Raw genomic sequence first — 16,129 nt, forward strand, 5'->3', positions numbered from 1 at the left:
AGGTCCGCGATGAGTGCCCCGAATATCCTGATCCTGATGGTTGACCAGTTGAATGGGACGCTTTTCCCGGACGGCCCCGCCGAATGGCTGCATGCTCCGAACCTTAAGAAACTGGCGGAACGCTCGACCCGCTTTAAGAACGCCTATACCGCGTCGCCCTTGTGCGCACCGGGCCGGGCGTCTTTCATGTCCGGCCAGCTGCCGTCGCGCACTGGCGTCTATGACAACGCAGCTGAGTTCCGCAGCGACATCCCGACATACGCCCACCATCTGCGCCGCGCAGGCTACTACACCTGCCTTTCAGGCAAGATGCATTTTGTCGGCCCCGACCAGATGCACGGGTTCGAGGACCGCCTGACCACCGACATCTACCCGGCTGATTTCGGCTGGACCCCGGACTACCGCAAGCCCGGTGAACGCATTGATTGGTGGTATCACAACATGGGGAGCGTCACCGGGGCAGGGGTCGCGGAGACCTCCAACCAGATGGAATACGACGACGAGGTCGCCTATAATGCCACTGCCAAGCTCTATGAGCTGTCGCGCGGGCTGGACGACCGCCCCTGGGCGCTGACCGTCAGCTTTACCCACCCGCACGACCCCTATGTGGCGCGCAAGAAGTACTGGGATCTCTACGAGGACTGCGAGCATCTTCTGCCGCAGGTTCCGGCAATGGATTACGAAGACCACGACCCGCACGCCCGGCGGATCTTTGACGCCAACGACTGGCGCAGCTTCGACATCACAGAAGAGAACATCAAACGCTCCCGCCGCGCCTATTTCGCCAATATCTCCTATTTGGATGACAAGATCGGCGAGATCCTGAATGTGCTGGAAACCACCCGGCAGGAGGCAATCATTCTGTTTGTCTCCGACCACGGTGACATGCTGGGCGAACGGGGCCTGTGGTTCAAGATGAGCTTCTATGACGGCTCCTCCCGCGTGCCGCTGATGATCTCCGCGCCGGACCTGCCTGCGGGTCTGATCGAAGCACCTGTTTCCACGCTAGACGTGACTCCGACGCTGGGCGCGCTGGCGGGTGTCGATATGGCTGAAATCGAACCCTGGACCGACGGCCAGAACCTGGTGCCGCTGGCCACCGGCACGGAACGGACTGAGCCGGTTGCCATTGAATACGCGGCTGAGGCCTCATATGCGCCGCTGGTGTCGCTCCGCTATGGCAAGTGGAAATACAACCGCTGCGCGCTGGACCCCGATCAACTGTTCGATCTGCAGGCCGACCCGCACGAGCTGACCAATCTGGCAGCCGATCCGGCCCATGCCGGAACGCTGGAAACCTTGCGCGCCAAATCAGACGCCCGCTGGGACCTGGAGGTCTTCGACGCCGAGGTGCGCGCCAGTCAGGCCCGCCGCTGGGTGGTCTACGAGGCTCTGCGCCAGGGCGGCTATTACCCCTGGGATTACCAGCCGCTGCAAAAGGCATCCGAGCGCTACATGCGCAACCACATGGATCTTAACACCCTCGAGGAAAACAAACGTTTTCCCCGCGGCGAATAACCCGAAATCAGCACCCCGCCAGTTCTTCTGGCCCCCAATATCCCCGCCGGAGGCATGAAAATATGACCCACCCCGCACAGCCCAAAGCCAGCCACTTCATCAACGGCGCATACGTCGAAGACACCGCAGGCACCCCGATCCCGGTGATCTACGCCGCCACCGGTGAGCAGATCGCCACCGTCTACGCCGCAACGCCCGCAATCGTTGAACAGGCACTCTCCACCGCCAAGGAAGCGCAAAAAGCATGGGCCAAGATGACCGGCACCGAGCGCGGCCGCATCCTGCGCCGCGCCGCCGACATCATGCGCGAGCGCAACCACGACCTCAGCGTGCTGGAAACCTATGACACCGGCAAGCCGCTGCAGGAAACCCTGGTGGCGGATGCAACTTCCGGCGCCGATGCGCTGGAGTATTTCGGCGGTCTGGCAGCAAGCCTCACCGGCGAACACATCCCGCTGGGAGAGGACTGGGTATACACCAAACGCGAGGCGCTGGGCCTCTGCGTCGGCATCGGCGCCTGGAACTACCCGACCCAGATCGCCTGCTGGAAAGGCGCGCCCGCGCTGGCCTGCGGCAACTCGATGGTGTTCAAGCCGTCCGAGACCACGCCGCTCTGCGCCCTGAAAGTGGCCGAAATCCTGATCGAGGCCGGCGCCCCCGCAGGCGTCTTCAACGTCGTTCAGGGCATGGGCGAAGTGGGCGGTGCGCTGGTGACCGATCCGCGCGTTGACAAGGTTTCGCTGACCGGTTCGGTGCCGACCGGCAAGAAGGTCTATGCCGCCGCCGCTGCGGGCATGAAGCACGTCACCATGGAACTGGGCGGCAAGTCGCCGTTGATCATCTTTGACGATGCCGACATCGACAACGCCGTCGGCGGCGCCATCAACGGCAACTTCTACTCCTCCGGCCAGGTCTGCTCAAACGGCACCCGCGTGTTTGTGCAGAAAGGCATCAAGGAAAAATTCCTTGCCCGTCTCGCCGAACGCACCGGGAATGCCATCATCGGCGACCCGATGGATGAGGCCACCAGCTTTGGCCCGATGGTCACCGAGAACCAGATGAACATCGTTTTGGGCTACATCGAGAAGGGCAAAGAAGAAGGCGCCCGCCTGATCTGCGGCGGCAACCGCGCCGACAAGGACGGCTACTTTATCGAGCCGACCGTCTTTGCCGATGTGACCGACGACATGACAATCGCGCGCGAAGAAATCTTCGGCCCGGTGATGTCTGTCCTCGATTTCGACACCGAAGAAGAGGTCGTCGCCCGCGCCAATGACACCGAATTCGGCCTGTCCGCTGGTGTGTTCACCAAGGACTTCACCCGCGCCCACCGGGTGATCGGCAATCTTGAGGCCGGCAGCTGCTTTATCAACTCTTACAACGACGCGCCGGTCGAGGCGCCGTTCGGCGGCGTAAAGGCATCCGGCGTGGGCCGCGAGAACTCGAAAGAGGCGATCAAGCACTTCAGCCAGGTGAAATCGGTCTACGTCCGCATGGGCGACGTCGAAGCGGCATTCTGATTGCCCTTTCGGGCAACGCCCACCCGCCCGCCCCGTTGCCCGAAAGGGCAAGAGGGAAGGGGTTGCTGAGAGGTCGCTGAGGGCGCTTTGCGTCCTCAGCAGACCAGTACAATGATGAGGCAGATTCGGGATGCCTCAAGGACAAGCCGCGCCAAGGCGCGGTGCCAATGGCATCCTTGACCCAACCCGGATCCGCAATGGAGAGAAGAAATGAACGCGGATTATGTGATTGTCGGGGCCGGGTCTGCCGGTTGTGCAATAGCCTACCGGCTGTCTGAGGCCGGCAAAAAGGTTCTGGTGATCGAACACGGCGGCACCGATGCCGGGCCGTTCATCCAGATGCCGGGCGCGCTCAGCTACCCGATGAACATGCCGCTGTACGATTGGGGCTACAAATCCCAGCCCGAGCCGCATCTGGGCGGCCGCGAACTGGTTTGCCCGCGCGGCAAGGTGATCGGCGGCTCCTCCTCGATCAACGGTATGGTCTATGTGCGCGGCCACGCCGGCGACTACAACCACTGGGCCGAGTCTGGCGCTGCCGGCTGGTCCTACGCCGACGTGCTGCCGTACTTCAAACGCATGGAAACCTGGAACGATCGCGGCCATGGCGGCGATCCGGACTGGCGCGGCACCGACGGCCCGCTGCATGTGACCCGCGGCCCCCGCGACAACCCGCTGCACGACGCCTTTGTCAATGCAGGCGCGCAGGCGGGCTACCCGGTCACCTCCGACTACAACGGCGAGCAGCAGGAAGGCTTCGGCCCGATGGAGATGACGGTCTACAAAGGCCAGCGCTGGTCCGCTGCCAACGCCTATCTGCGCCCGGCGCTGAAGCGTGACAACTGCAACCTGATCCGTGCCTTCGCCCGCAAGGTGGTGATCGAGGACGGCCGCGCCGTCGGGGTCGAGGTTGAACGCGGCGGCAAGGTTGAAGTGATCCGCGCCAATACCGAAGTGATCCTGGCCGCCTCCTCGCTGAATTCCCCCAAGATGCTGATGCTGTCCGGTATCGGTCCGGCCAAACATCTGGCGGAACACGGCATTGACGTGGTCGCCGACCGCCCCGGCGTCGGTCAGAACCTGCAGGACCACCTGGAATTCTATTTCCAGTTCGCCTGCAAACAGCCGATCACCCTGTTCAAATACTGGAACCTGTTCGGCAAGGCGCTGGTGGGGGCGCAATGGCTGTTCACCAAGACCGGCCTTGGCGCCTCGAACCAGTTCGAAAGCGCCGCTTTTGTCCGGTCCGGCAAGGGGGTGGACTACCCGGACATCATGTATCACTTCCTGCCGATTGCCGTCCGCTATGACGGTCAGGCCGCGGCAGAGGGCCATGGTTTCCAGGCCCATGTCGGCCCGATGCGCTCCGGCTCGCGCGGCGAGGTCACGCTGAACTCTGCCGATCCGAAAGACGCGCCAAACATCCTGTTCAACTACATGTCGACCGAACAGGACTGGGAGGATTTCCGCAAATGCATCCGTCTGACGCGCGAAATCTTCGGCCAGGAGGCGATGAAGCCATTCCTCAAGCATGAGATCCAGCCCGGCGATGCGCTGCAATCGGACGAGGAGCTGAACGGTTTCATCCGGGAGCACGTGGAAAGCGCCTATCACCCCTGCGGCACCTGCAAGATGGGCGCAGTTGATGACCCGATGTCGGTGGTCGATCCGGAGTGCCGGGTGATCGGTGTTGACGGGTTGCGGGTTGCCGACAGCTCGATCTTCCCGCGCATCACCAACGGCAACCTCAACGGCCCCTCGATCATGACCGGCGAGAAGGCCTCGGACCACATCCTGGGCCGCCGCCTGCCGTCCTCGAACGCTGAACCGTGGTTCAACCCGGACTGGCGCCAGGCGCAGCGCTGATCCTGTTGCGCTGCCAGCAAGCCGCCCGCCACCTCCCCGTTGTGCGGGCGGCTTATTTCCTGATGTCCTGGCCTGGGATCGGGCCAGGGAACGGGGCTGAAATCAGGCCTGAAAATCAGCGCGCTTGCCGCATCTTTTGATCCGCGTCAAAGCGGGTGCGCAGCGCTGCGGATAACCTGCAACCGACCCAAAAAAAGGAGCGGGCAGATGTCCAACACCCCCCATGAACTGGCCGAAGAATTCCCCGAAAAGGCAGTGCAGATCAGTCAGCTGAAACAGGCCGATGCCCATTTCGCCAAGCTGTCGGACGAATACCACGAGGTGAACCGAGCCGTGCACCGGGCCGAAACCAACGTGGAGCCAGTGAGTGCTGAGGCCGAAACCGGCCTGCGCAAACAACGCGCCGCGCTGAAGGACGAGATCTGGGGGATATTGTCGAAGGCGTGAGAGCAGATCGTGTTTAAGGCAGAGCGGGGTATCACTGTAGCCCCGTTCTGTTTTTTTGAACCTGTTCGGCCCTGACTGGCCTAGACCCGTTTCAGGGCCGGTCTGCGTTGCAGGTACCTGAGCCCATCAAGACCGGCATGGATTGCCCGCCGGTGTCCAGCGCAAAGACCTGTTTCACCCGAATAGAGCCAAGCCCCGCAGCCGTAAGTGCTGCGCGCATTTGTTGTTCTGTCAGCCCGAAGCCACCGCCGTCCTGGCCTTGCCAATCCCATTGCACAAACCGGCCGTCGCGCTCAAGCAGGCCTGAAAGTGCCTTCACGGCAGCTGCGTAGTCCGGCAGGAAGCCGCAGACGGAAGACGCGCAGATCAAATCGAATCCGGAAAGCCGGTCTTTGCCGCCCGCAGCTCCACCGCCTAGGATGTCCGCGTGGACAGGTGTCACGCTGGACAGATTCTTGTCCTTCAGGACCGCAATCATCCTGTCCGAGGTGTCAACGGCAATCACCTCCTTAACATGCGGTGCAATCAGTTCCGTCAGCAGCCCGGTTCCGCATCCAAAGTCGAGGACACGTTTCGATTGCCAAGCCTCACCGCGTATTCCGGCATGCGAGTCGAGCGCGGAAAACGCTCTGGCTGCAAAAAGCCTGACATCGCTGTTGCCGTCCCACCCGTCCGCATAGTCATTCCAGTCGTCTGTCATTCGTTATGCATTCCCTCAGTATTGGCGACGGCTCCGGTCCGCTGAAGACCCGATCGTGCGTGCCGCGGAAGCACCGGACATTGGCTGGGCCGGACGCGGCAGTCAATACGGCAGACAATTCGGGGGACAGGCATTGTTTCCAGACGCTCAGTGTCTCAATCCGCGGCGTCAGGGATCACCCCTGCCGCTCTTTCCCGCAGGAACTTTTCCCCAGCCGTCAGGCCTGCGTCCCAGGTGGCCTGGATCTTCTCCGGATCGGTGAAGTCGATCTTATCCGCGGGCACCTCTTCCTCGGGCCAGACGTACAACCGCCCGGCGACCTCGGGCAGGCGCTTGTACGGGCGCGTCAGCAGTACCAGCGTGCGCCCCTTGTCGGGGTCCGGCATCGGCGCCTGATCGGCCATGCCGCCGTCGATCACCGCCCGTCCGTTCCAGCGGGGCGGGGCGAACACAGGCGGGATGGTGGCCGCGAACCGCACCAGAGCGGCCAGCTTCCCCTCCTGCGCTGCGGCGCGGGCGTCCACCAGGCTGGAGCTGACACCCAGCCGCTCTGCCCAGTTGAAATGCGGCGAGCCGACCATATGCAGCTCGGTTTCATAGGCCAGCGTCGCCAGGCTGCCAGTCAGGCGCGCCCAGCGGTCAGAGGGCGGATGGCCCAGCAGGATCTGCGCCTGCGGCCCGGCGGCCACCCGCGACATGGCATCGCCATCCAACGACCGGGTGACCACCTCCTCATAGACCGTCTGGTGCGGCGTCAGTCCGGCCTCGCTAGGGTGGTGCCAATTGATGTTGCTGCCGGTTGAACGGAAGGCCTCCTTCATCTCCGCCAGCACCCGCTCGCCGCGGCCCGCCAGGAACCCGGCCAGCGTCAGGGCGCCGCCAGAAACCCCGGTCACGCGGGCGGGGCTCAGCGGCAGTTCATTCTGCACCACGTGCAGAAAACCGCCTTGCCAGAAGCAGCGGCAGCCGCCGCCGGACAGGACCAATTGTTCAAAATCTGCCATGAATCCTACCCTAGAGTGCGCCAGGCGCGCAGGCCAGCCGGTGCATCAGCTGACCTCATACGGCAGCACGCCGCGCTGGTCGGTGTTGATGGTCAGCCGCCGTTCCAGCGGCGGAACCGAACGCTGGTGGCAGTCTTTCCGCTCGCAGATGCGGCAGGAAATGCCGATCGGCTCATAGGCGCTGTCCTGGTTCACATCCATCCCGTCTGCATAAACCAGCGCCTCCGCGTGGCGCACCTCGCAGCCCAGCGCAATGGCATAGCGCCGCACCGGGGATCCGAATGAGCCGCCCGGTTTCGACACATCCCGCGCCAGTGAGATATAGCGCACCCCGTCCGGCGTCTCTGCCAGCTGGCGCAGGAACCGGCCCGGGGTCTCAAACGCCCGGTGCACGTTCCACAGCGGGCAGGCGCCGCCGAACCGGGCAAACTGCAGCCGCGTGGCCGAGTGCCGCTTGGTGATCGTGCCAGCCTGATCAACCCGGACAAAGAAAAACGGCACTCCCTTGGCGCCGGGCCGCTGCATGGTCGACAGCCGGTGCGATATTTGCTCAATTGAGGCGCCAAAGCGGATCGACAGAAGCTCCAGATCATGGCGGCAGGCCTGCGCCGCCTCCAGAAACCTTGTGTAGGGCATCAGGGCGGCTCCAGCGAAATAATTGGCAAGGCCGATCTTGGCGATGGCGCGGGCCTCCTCGCTTTGGAACTTTGCAAAATCCAGCGTCGCTTCCAGCAGCGCGTTTTGCCGCAAAAGCGCCACCTGCAGCAGCATCTGAAACAGCTGTGTTTGCGGCGCCGAGCGGTTGGATAGATGCAGCACGCCGGTCTCCGCATCATAGTGGCGCAAGCCCTCCATCTCGGATTGGCGCACGGTCACGCCGCCGCGTTCCAGCGCGGCCACGGCTGCCGCGCGGATGTCATTGGCGGCGGCAAAATGCTCGGCTGCATGGTCCACTGCATCGATGTAATTGTCGCAGTAATGGAAGAAATCGCGCACCTCTTCCCAAGGCGACGCCTGAATGCGCGCGTCCTCGCGCCCCAGTGCCTCGTCCAGCGAGGCCAGCCGTTCATGCGTTTGCCTGTAGGCCCGGTGCAGCGACAGAAAGGCCCGCGCCAGGGCTGGCGCGTTCGAGGCCGTCAGCCGCAGATCCGCCAGCGGCGGCGCGTCATCTGCAAAGACCGGATCCGCCATTGCCTCGCGCATGTCGCTGACCAGCCGTTCGCTGTCCCCTGCAGACAGCTCGGTCACATCCATGCCGAATTCCTGCGCCAGCGCCAGCACCACCGTGGTCGATACTGGCCGGTTGTTGTTCTCCATCTGGTTCAGATAGGGCAGGGAGACCCCCAGCTTGGCGGCAAAATCCTTTTGCGTCAGCTCCAGCCGCTGCCGCATTTCGCGCAGCTTGGCGCCGGCGTATAGTTTCTGGGTGGCCATTAGGCGCCCCTTTGCAAATCCAACTCTTGCGAATGGTATATTTGCAAACCCATGCCTGCAAGCCGGCCGCAGGCGTTATGCGCCGATCTGCCGCTCCCGCCGGACCACCAGCAGGATTGCAGCCAGCCCGCACATTGCGGTGCCGAACATGATCGCAAGCAGTGGCACCGCGGTGGATCCCGGCACCAAAAGCATCCCCGCAAAGGCGCTGAGCGCGGCCCCCGCGCCGATCATGATCGCACCGCTCAGGCCGGACGCAGTTCCTGCCAGATGCGGGCGGACTGAGATGGCGCCAGCAGTGGCGTTGGGGATCGCCATGCCATTGCCCAGGCCGATAAAGCACATCAGGCCAAAGAAGGTGAACACACTGTCGGCGCCTGCCATTGCAATCAGCAGCGACACCAGAACTCCGCCGCCATTGATTATGCAGCCCCACAGCACCATGCGGTTGACCCCGATCCGGGTGGAAAACCGCCCCGAGATGAAATTGCCGGCAAAATACCCCACCGCCGGAGTGGAGAAGTAAACCCCCAGCTCCGCCGTGCTAAGGCCATAGACCTCGGTGCCGACAAAAGGCGCGCCGCCCAAGTAAGCAAAGAAAGCGCCTGACGCGAGGCCCGAGGCCAGCGAATAGCCCCAGAACCGGGGTGAGCGCAGCAGCTCCGGGTATTCGCGGAACTGCGCCATCAGCGTCTTGCCGCTTTTGTGGGCCGTCTCGCCAAAATCGGTAAAGGTGATGGCCAGTGTCGCCGCACCGACCAGGAACAGCAGCCAGAAGTTGGCTTGCCAGCCCATCCACTGATCCAGGAAGCCGCCGATGGCGGGGCCGATCATCGGAACAATTGCCATGCCCATTGTGACATAGCCGATCATGCTGGCGGCTTGGTTGGTGTCATACATGTCGCGCACCGCCGCCCGGCTTAGCACCATAGTGGCCGCCACCGCCGTCTGCGCCACCCGGAACAGCAGGAACGCCTCGGCCGTCGGCGCATAGATGCAGCCCAATGTTGCCAGCAGGAACAGCACAATGCTGACCAGGATCACCGGCCGCCGTCCTATCTGGTCCGAGATCGGCCCGACAAAGATCTGCACCACCGCATTGCCCGCCAGATACAGCGCCACCGACAGCTGCATCACCCGGTAATCGACCGCATAATACTCGGACATCCCCGCCAGCGACGGCAGATGCAGGTTCATGCCAAGCGCCGACAGCCCGGCAAGCAGGATCAGGGTGAAAATGCGCGGAGGCGTCCGCTGGCCGGACACGCGGGAATTATATGTGGACATACCATCCGGTTAGAGCAGTCGGCCCGTCTTGTCCATCAGTCCCCGGCCTGGCAGGGCATAAGGTTGCCGCAGCGTCAAAAGACTCTTGCGCCGAATTCAAAGCCTCCCCTATGGTTGCTTAAGCATTCCTTCAATTCGCGCATTCCCCCGAGGCCCGTCCTTTTAAGTTCTGTTGAGGTGACCCATGGCCAATACCCCTGATCCGCTTGCCAACAATCCGGCCATCCGGCAATGGGCCGAACGGTTTTACAGCCTCAAGGCCTGGACCATGCCTGACTTCCCCGATCCGGTGAATGAAGACGTGGACAACAGGCGTTCGGCGGCCCTGACCGAGCTGAACAAGATCACCATTCCCGCCGAACTCAGCTCAGGCGCGCGGCGCAGCCTGGCGGGCGGGCGCAAAGCATTGAAAAAGGAAATCCTCAGCGCGGATGAGGCCGGCGCCTTTGACAAGATCGACAGCGATATCTCGGATCTGTCCAGCCAGATCGCCGCGCAGCTGGCTGTTGCGGCAGCGCGTGACAAGGCGCAGACCGCCCTGGCCGCAGCTGAGGATAAATTCGCCTCGGTGCGCGACAGTCTGGACCAGGGTGCCTTTACCTATGTGGAGGGGCTGATCAAGGCGGCGCAAAAGACCATGGCCGCCGCCGTTACCGACAAGGACTTTGAAGCGGTGGAGGCCGCGGCCAAGGATGCCTCATCCAAGGCGGAAGACGCCAATACCTATGGTCTCTTCTTCGACAATTGGACCAGCGCCACGCTGGCGCTGATCAACCCGATGACAGGCGGTACCAAAGATACCGCCGAAGCCGCCCGCGGCACCCAGATGAAAGCCGCCGCCGTCCATTCCAAAGCCGGGGAATTCGGCGCCGCCAAACTGGCCCTGGAGGCCTGGAAATCCAATCTGGGCGACGAGGGGGATCTGGCAGAGGCTCTCAGCTTTGCCGCGCTGATGGACGAATACATGGCGAAAACCCATGACCGTTGCGAGTTCATCCTCGGCAGCGCTGTTCCGGACGCCAAGGATTTCCGCAATCACCTGAAAAACGCCAAGAAAAAAGGCTATAAGGAGCAGAAATTCAACGAGGCCAAGGCGCTGCTGCAGGAGCTGATCGACTACAGCTCCAAGGAGCGCGGCAAACTGGCCCGCTATATGCGCGGCTTTGACGGCTCTCTCAAGGCAGACGAGGGATTCCGCAACGCTTTGGCAGCGGCGGATACCAAGCAGAAATTCAAAGGCAACAATGATCCCGCGGGCGCACAGGCGGATCTGAAGGTCTGGGAAAAGGCTAACCGCGATCTGATGCGCAAGAGCCACTCCAAACAGATCGTCAAGGCGCTGGAAAAGAAATACGATGCCCTGAAAAAGGTTCTGACAGAGCCGGAACTCAGTGATCTGAACACCACCTGGAACGACCACAAACTGCTGGCCGATGCGGATAACTTCGACAAGAAAACCGGCGCGCCGCAGTATCATGTTAAGCTCAACCAGCTGTTTCAGCTGGAAAAAGTGGTGGATGACCGGCGCGAAATGGCGCAGATCCTGACCCGGCACCCAGGTGCTGCGGACTATGACTTCCACAAACCGGTGGCGGATGCCATTGCGGCGCAGAAATACCCCGAGGCCATCACCGCCGTGCCGGCCGCGCTGGCGCTATTGCGGGCAATGCCAGGCTATTTGACCGCCAAAAAAGCCGCCGAAGACCTGCTTGCGGTGCTGCCCGATGAAGCGGATGTTTTGAAGAGCACGCTGGATGACGCGGTCAAGGCCGCCGATCTCACTGCCCGCAGCGGTGATCCGGCCAAGGCCGCAGGTGAACTGCAAACGGTTCTGGATAACGCCGATTACATGGATCTGGTGCTGGCCATGGCGGATTACCGCGCCAAGCTGGCCAAGGTCGAAAAACAGCACGACCGGACCAAGAAATACCTCAAACTGCCAGCTGCCGAGAGCAAACTGGACGAAGCCCTGCAGGCGGCCAAGGACCGGGCCGGAACGGACAAGGAATACGGCGACGCCTTCCTGATGCTGGACACCCATGAAAAGCTGCTGAAGACGGTCAAACCGATGGCCACGGCCCGTTTCCAGGTGCAGGGCATCATTGGCGCGCTTAAACGCGCGGACTTGGAGGCGGAAAAACTGGATCCGCTGGAGGTCCGGGTGGCCTCTGCTGAGGATGAGGCAAAGAAGCCGGATTTTGAAAAGGCCAGGACCGCCTTTGACGGCATCCGCACCGATCTCGAAGGGCTAAGCAATGAAGCGGCGGAAGCCTATGAAATGCTGGACGGGGTCGGCAGCAACGCGGGCCACTCGCTGGACCGCCACGGTCCGGACGTCAGCGACGAGGATCTGATCATCCGGCTGAAAACCGGCAAGCCGCCCAATGCGCATTCCGACGACGAACGCTCCTATACCGGTGCGTCGTCCAAGTTCCACAGCCCGCAGGACTGGCTTGCAGGCCGCGAAATTGCTGCCGAGGCCGCGCTGGCTAAAGGTGTTGATATCACTGAAACCGAAATGACCTTCTCCGGTGATCCGCTGACCGACCCTGATGAAAGCGCCGACTTCACCGTCGAACACGGCCGCCCGATCGACAAGGCCTATATCGGCCACAAGAAACACGTGCGCTCCGATGACAACGGCGAGCCGATTTCCGATAAGACCTATGAAAGCTTCGAGGAGGTCGAGGGGCTGACACGTGCCTATGTGAACTTCATCTGGGAGCCGGAGCTGTTGCCTGCGGAAACCACAGACAATCCCGATCCTGCAACCGACTATCCCGAGGAAAAAGCGCAGGATAACGCTGACTATGTGGCGAAATACACCACCCGGCACGGCACCGCTCCGGCCAAAATACCGGGCCGCTGGGTGATGATGCAGCAATACCCGGTCGCTGATGGCTGGGATAACGAGACCAAGACCTACACCAATGGCAATCCGGGGAACATGATCCCATGAAAATCCGCAAGGAACTGATCGCGGGCTATACGCGGCTTCTGACCATGGGCCGGGCGGTGAACGCGCCTGATCCGATGTCCGATCTGGCCCAGTTCGACGCCGACATCCGCAGCATGCACAAACGCGCCTATAAAGAGGGCAACCTGGACTGGCTGCGGCTGGCGCTGGACGCGCTGATCGCCCGCCCGGCTGGACGCATCAGCCAGTTTGCAGGCCAGCAATACCCGTTCGACGACGCCGAACTGCAGGCGCTGTTCCGCCGCGCCTACGGGATGATCTGGCCGGATCAGCCGTTGTCCGAACCGGGCGACGAAGCCGATCTCGATTTTGTGGAAATGAGCGCTGAGGACTGGGACGCCTTCACCGGCAACGCCAGCTAGGAGCCAGCTTAGGAGACACGCTATGCCTGATCAGGCTTTTGACGCGGACGCTGTTCTGAAACTTCTGAAAAAGGCCAAGGCCTCCGGCAAGGAGCTGCCTTTTGCCTTTGGCCTTGCGGGCAAACCGGAAGACTGCGGATTGATGATCGACTTGCGCAAACCCGGCAAGGTGCTGCGCGGCGACATGAAAAAGGCGCCGGGGATCAAGAAATCCTGTTTCGGCACCCTGCGGGTCGAGGAAAACGAGGTTCTCCTGCAGCCGGAAAAACCGCTGAAGGGCATCGTCAAGCAGCTGAAGAAAAAGTTCATGAAGGAGGGCATGGTCAAGTTTAAGCCGGTGCTTGTCGGCCCCGATGGCAGCATCATTGACGAAGACAGCCTGCCGGATGACGACGATACCGCAGGGACCAGCCCTGAACCCCGCCCCGCCGAAGACAGTACGCCTGATGCAGGGGCTGCTGCGGCGTTGAAATCCCGCATTGCGGCAGCGGCTGAGGCGGTCAAGGCGCTGGGCAAGCCGGACTTGGCAGGCAAGCTGGCCCCGGAAATCAAAGCCAGCGTGAAACTGCTGGGGCAGGGTGATCACGACGCCTGCGCGGCCCGGCTCGACCGGCTTGAGGCAGCCCTTGCCAAACTGGGCGGCCAGCCCAAGCCTGCGCCCGCGGACCCGGCCCAGTCCGAGCAGGCCGCAAAACTGGGCAAGCTGCTGACCGCACAGGCGGCCAAGCTTAAATCCCTGCCGCCGGAACAGGCCGCGCCCTTGGCTGAACAGGCCCGCGCTATCGCCGCCAACCTGAAATCAGGTGCCTTGCCCGCGGCCGCCGATGGCCTGAAGGCGCTGATCAAGGCGCTGGACACGCCTGCCGGGGACACGGCGCCGCAAGCGGACGTGATGGAAATCTGGCAAGCCGCCAAGGAGGACGTGGACCGCGGCGTCTCCAGCCTGCAGGACGCGCTGAAGTCCCACAACCACCCGGTGCTGGCGCAAATCGCCGATGCCGGGCTGGCAGGTGTCACGGACGGCAACCAGACGGCGCTGATGAAGGCCTTGTTCGAGATGAAATCGGCCGCTGGCGACGCCCGCAAAAAAGCCGCACAGGCGCTGCTGGCCCAGATTGCCGCCTATCTGAAGTTCCTTAAGGACGATCCGGTGATCGGCATGGTCGAAGACAATCCTTTCGGAGTCAAAGCCCCGGTTAAAACACCGCTGACAAACGCCCTGCGGCAAATGGCCGAGATCGCCAAAGCGGCCTGAGGCTGCCTTCCCGGCCCCGGTCAGGGGCTGGAACCCGAATGCAGAGTTTGCTGATTTACAGATTTGCACCATGCGTATGCAAACGATTTGCAAATTTGCGATAATGTTCTTTGGCTTCGCTGCAGCGCAATATATGGTCCCGGTGAAATCTACAGGGGACATGTGCCATGAAAGACATCCTTTCCGAGCTGGAAGACCGCCGCCAGGACGCGCGGCTGGGCGGCGGCCAGCGCCGCATTGACGCGCAGCACGGCCGCGGCAAGCTGACGGCCCGTGAACGGATCGAACTGTTGCTGGACGAGGACAGCTTTGAAGAGTTCGACATGTTCATCAGCCACCGCTGCACCGATTTCGGCATGGAAGACAACAAACCGGCAGGCGACGGTGTGGTCACCGGCTGGGGCACCATCAATGGCCGCCAGGTCTATGTGTTTTCCCAGGATTTCACCGTGCTGGGCGGCTCGGTCTCGGCGACCCACGCCCAGAAGATCTGCAAGATCATGGATATGGCGATGCAAAACGGCGCGCCGGTGATTGGCATCAATGATTCCGGCGGCGCCCGCATCCAGGAAGGCGTTGACGCGCTGGCAGGCTACGCCGAGATTTTCCAGCGCAATATCATGGCCTCTGGCGTGATCCCGCAGATTTCCGTCATCATGGGCCCCTGCGCCGGCGGCGCCGTGTACTCACCCGCAATGACCGATTTTATCTTCATGGTCAAAGACACGTCCTATATGTTCGTGACCGGCCCGGATGTGGTGAAAACCGTGACCAACGAGGTGGTGACAGCTGAAGAGCTGGGTGGCGCCTCCACCCACACCAAGAAATCCTCGGTTGCTGACGGCGCCTTTGAAAACGACGTCGAAGCGCTGGCCGAAGTCCGCCGCCTGGTGGACTTCCTGCCGCTGAACAACCGCGAAAAACCCCCGGTGCGCCCGTTCTTTGACGAACCGGGCCGGATCGAGAGCAGCCTGGACACCCTGATCCCGGACAATCCCAACAGCCCCTACGACATGAAGGAGCTGATCACCAAGGTCGCGGACGAGGGTGATTTCTACGAGATCCAGGAGGATTTCGCCAAGAACATCATCACCGGTTTCATCCGTCTTGAGGGCCAGACCGTGGGCATCGTCGCCAACCAGCCGATGGTGCTGGCAGGCTGTCTCGACATCGACAGCTCCCGCAAGGCCGCGCGTTTTGTGCGCTTCTGCGACTGTTTCGAGATCCCGATCCTGACCTTTGTTGATGTGCCGGGCTTCCTGCCGGGCACCTCCCAGGAATACGGCGGCGTCATCAAACACGGTGCCAAGCTGCTGTTTGCTTACGGCGAAGCCACCGTGCCCAAGGTCACCGTGATCACCCGCAAGGCTTATGGCGGCGCCTATGACGTGATGGCCTCCAAGCACCTGCGCGGCGATTTCAATTATGCCTGGCCGACCGCGGAAATCGCGGTGATGGGCGCCAAGGGCGCGACCGAAATCATCCACCGCGCCGATCTCAAAGACGCGGACAAGATCGCGGCCCACGCCAAGGATTATGAAGACCGTTTCGCCAACCCCTTTGTGGCGGCAGAACGCGGCTTTATCGACGAGGTGATTATGCCCCAATCCACCCGCCGCCGGGTTTCGCGCGCCTTTGCTTCCCTGCGCGGCAAACAGCTGAAGAACCCGTGGAAGAAACACGACAACATTCCGCTGTAATTGCGGATGTTGAGCGGGGGCTGTCTGCCCCCGCACCCCCGAAGGTATTTTTGACCAGA

The 16,129-nt window shown here is 62.2% G+C and carries 12 protein-coding genes; 8 read left to right on the forward strand and 4 right to left on the reverse strand.

Features of this window, described 5'->3' with window-relative positions; all coding sequences use genetic code 11:
- The first annotated feature begins 9 nt into the window (after positions 1 to 9).
- The 4 genes from betC to L1069_RS06275 all read left to right on the forward strand — a co-directional run bounded on the left by betC (position 10) and on the right by L1069_RS06275 (position 5,351).
- The gene (gene betC / locus L1069_RS06260; RefSeq protein ID WP_237455079.1) at positions 10 to 1,518 is read left to right on the forward strand and encodes a choline-sulfatase; all 1,509 of its coding nucleotides are present in this window, start codon (positions 10 to 12) and stop codon (positions 1,516 to 1,518) included.
- Between the two features lie 62 nt (positions 1,519 to 1,580).
- Positions 1,581 to 3,038 carry a betaine-aldehyde dehydrogenase gene (betB, locus tag L1069_RS06265; RefSeq protein WP_237455080.1) on the forward strand — a complete coding sequence of 486 codons (1,458 nt, stop codon included), beginning with the start codon at positions 1,581 to 1,583 and terminating at the stop codon, positions 3,036 to 3,038.
- A 210-nt stretch (positions 3,039 to 3,248) separates the two neighbouring features.
- Complete coding sequence (gene betA / locus L1069_RS06270; protein ID WP_134830176.1) at positions 3,249 to 4,904, forward strand: choline dehydrogenase; 1,656 nt, start codon at positions 3,249 to 3,251, stop codon at positions 4,902 to 4,904.
- A 207-nt stretch (positions 4,905 to 5,111) separates the two neighbouring features.
- Positions 5,112 to 5,351 carry a YdcH family protein gene (locus L1069_RS06275; RefSeq protein WP_129370408.1) on the forward strand — a complete coding sequence of 80 codons (240 nt, stop codon included), beginning with the start codon at positions 5,112 to 5,114 and terminating at the stop codon, positions 5,349 to 5,351.
- Between the two features lie 91 nt (positions 5,352 to 5,442).
- Here L1069_RS06275 and L1069_RS06280 read toward each other — a convergent pair whose 3' ends face one another.
- From L1069_RS06280 to L1069_RS06295, 4 genes are all read right to left on the reverse strand, one after another.
- A complete protein-coding gene (locus L1069_RS06280; RefSeq protein ID WP_237455081.1) occupies positions 5,443 to 6,051 on the reverse strand; it encodes a class I SAM-dependent methyltransferase in 609 nt (202 codons plus the stop codon).
- A gap of 155 nt (positions 6,052 to 6,206) precedes the next feature.
- Positions 6,207 to 7,055: a patatin-like phospholipase family protein gene (locus L1069_RS06285; protein WP_237455082.1), complete on the reverse strand. Its 849-nt coding sequence runs from the start codon at positions 7,053 to 7,055 to the stop codon at positions 6,207 to 6,209.
- A 45-nt stretch (positions 7,056 to 7,100) separates the two neighbouring features.
- Positions 7,101 to 8,489 carry a helix-turn-helix transcriptional regulator gene (locus L1069_RS06290; RefSeq protein WP_237455083.1) on the reverse strand — a complete coding sequence of 463 codons (1,389 nt, stop codon included), beginning with the start codon at positions 8,487 to 8,489 and terminating at the stop codon, positions 7,101 to 7,103.
- 75 nt (positions 8,490 to 8,564) lie between these two features.
- The gene (locus L1069_RS06295) at positions 8,565 to 9,776 is read right to left on the reverse strand and encodes a multidrug effflux MFS transporter (protein WP_129370412.1); all 1,212 of its coding nucleotides are present in this window, start codon (positions 9,774 to 9,776) and stop codon (positions 8,565 to 8,567) included.
- A gap of 184 nt (positions 9,777 to 9,960) precedes the next feature.
- On the opposite strand from L1069_RS06295, the gene L1069_RS06300 reads away from it, so the two are divergent.
- The 4 genes from L1069_RS06300 (at position 9,961) to L1069_RS06315 (ending at position 16,070) form a co-directional block, all read left to right on the forward strand.
- The gene (locus L1069_RS06300; RefSeq protein ID WP_237455084.1) at positions 9,961 to 12,735 is read left to right on the forward strand and encodes a hypothetical protein; all 2,775 of its coding nucleotides are present in this window, start codon (positions 9,961 to 9,963) and stop codon (positions 12,733 to 12,735) included.
- The gene (locus L1069_RS06305) at positions 12,732 to 13,115 is read left to right on the forward strand and encodes a hypothetical protein (protein WP_237455085.1); all 384 of its coding nucleotides are present in this window, start codon (positions 12,732 to 12,734) and stop codon (positions 13,113 to 13,115) included. The genes L1069_RS06300 and L1069_RS06305 overlap by 4 nt, the downstream gene beginning before the upstream one ends.
- A 22-nt stretch (positions 13,116 to 13,137) precedes the next feature.
- Positions 13,138 to 14,370 carry a hypothetical protein gene (locus L1069_RS06310; protein ID WP_237455086.1) on the forward strand — a complete coding sequence of 411 codons (1,233 nt, stop codon included), beginning with the start codon at positions 13,138 to 13,140 and terminating at the stop codon, positions 14,368 to 14,370.
- Between the two features lie 167 nt (positions 14,371 to 14,537).
- On the forward strand, positions 14,538 to 16,070 hold the full coding sequence (locus L1069_RS06315) for an acyl-CoA carboxylase subunit beta (protein ID WP_237455087.1): 1,533 nt from the start codon (positions 14,538 to 14,540) through the stop codon (positions 16,068 to 16,070).
- Positions 16,071 to 16,129: the final 59 nt, after the last annotated feature.

Source organism: Leisingera sp. MMG026 (genome assembly GCF_021654205.1).
GTDB lineage: Bacteria > Pseudomonadota > Alphaproteobacteria > Rhodobacterales > Rhodobacteraceae > Leisingera.

What these genes read in the sequence shown, in the direction of transcription:
- L1069_RS06290 (WP_237455083.1), bottom strand. Translation starts at nt 8,489, where the DNA reads ATGGCCACCCAGAAACTATACGCCGGCGCCAAGCTGCGCGAAATGCGG.
- L1069_RS06275 (WP_129370408.1), top strand. Translation starts at nt 5,112, where the DNA reads ATGTCCAACACCCCCCATGAACTGGCCGAAGAATTCCCCGAAAAGGCA.
- betA (WP_134830176.1), top strand. Translation starts at nt 3,249, where the DNA reads ATGAACGCGGATTATGTGATTGTCGGGGCCGGGTCTGCCGGTTGTGCA.
- L1069_RS06315 (WP_237455087.1), top strand. Translation starts at nt 14,538, where the DNA reads ATGAAAGACATCCTTTCCGAGCTGGAAGACCGCCGCCAGGACGCGCGG.
- L1069_RS06300 (WP_237455084.1), top strand. Translation starts at nt 9,961, where the DNA reads ATGGCCAATACCCCTGATCCGCTTGCCAACAATCCGGCCATCCGGCAA.
- L1069_RS06295 (WP_129370412.1), bottom strand. Translation starts at nt 9,776, where the DNA reads ATGTCCACATATAATTCCCGCGTGTCCGGCCAGCGGACGCCTCCGCGC.
- L1069_RS06305 (WP_237455085.1), top strand. Translation starts at nt 12,732, where the DNA reads ATGAAAATCCGCAAGGAACTGATCGCGGGCTATACGCGGCTTCTGACC.
- L1069_RS06285 (WP_237455082.1), bottom strand. Translation starts at nt 7,055, where the DNA reads ATGGCAGATTTTGAACAATTGGTCCTGTCCGGCGGCGGCTGCCGCTGC.
- L1069_RS06280 (WP_237455081.1), bottom strand. Translation starts at nt 6,051, where the DNA reads ATGACAGACGACTGGAATGACTATGCGGACGGGTGGGACGGCAACAGC.
- betB (WP_237455080.1), top strand. Translation starts at nt 1,581, where the DNA reads ATGACCCACCCCGCACAGCCCAAAGCCAGCCACTTCATCAACGGCGCA.
- betC (WP_237455079.1), top strand. Translation starts at nt 10, where the DNA reads ATGAGTGCCCCGAATATCCTGATCCTGATGGTTGACCAGTTGAATGGG.
- L1069_RS06310 (WP_237455086.1), top strand. Translation starts at nt 13,138, where the DNA reads ATGCCTGATCAGGCTTTTGACGCGGACGCTGTTCTGAAACTTCTGAAA.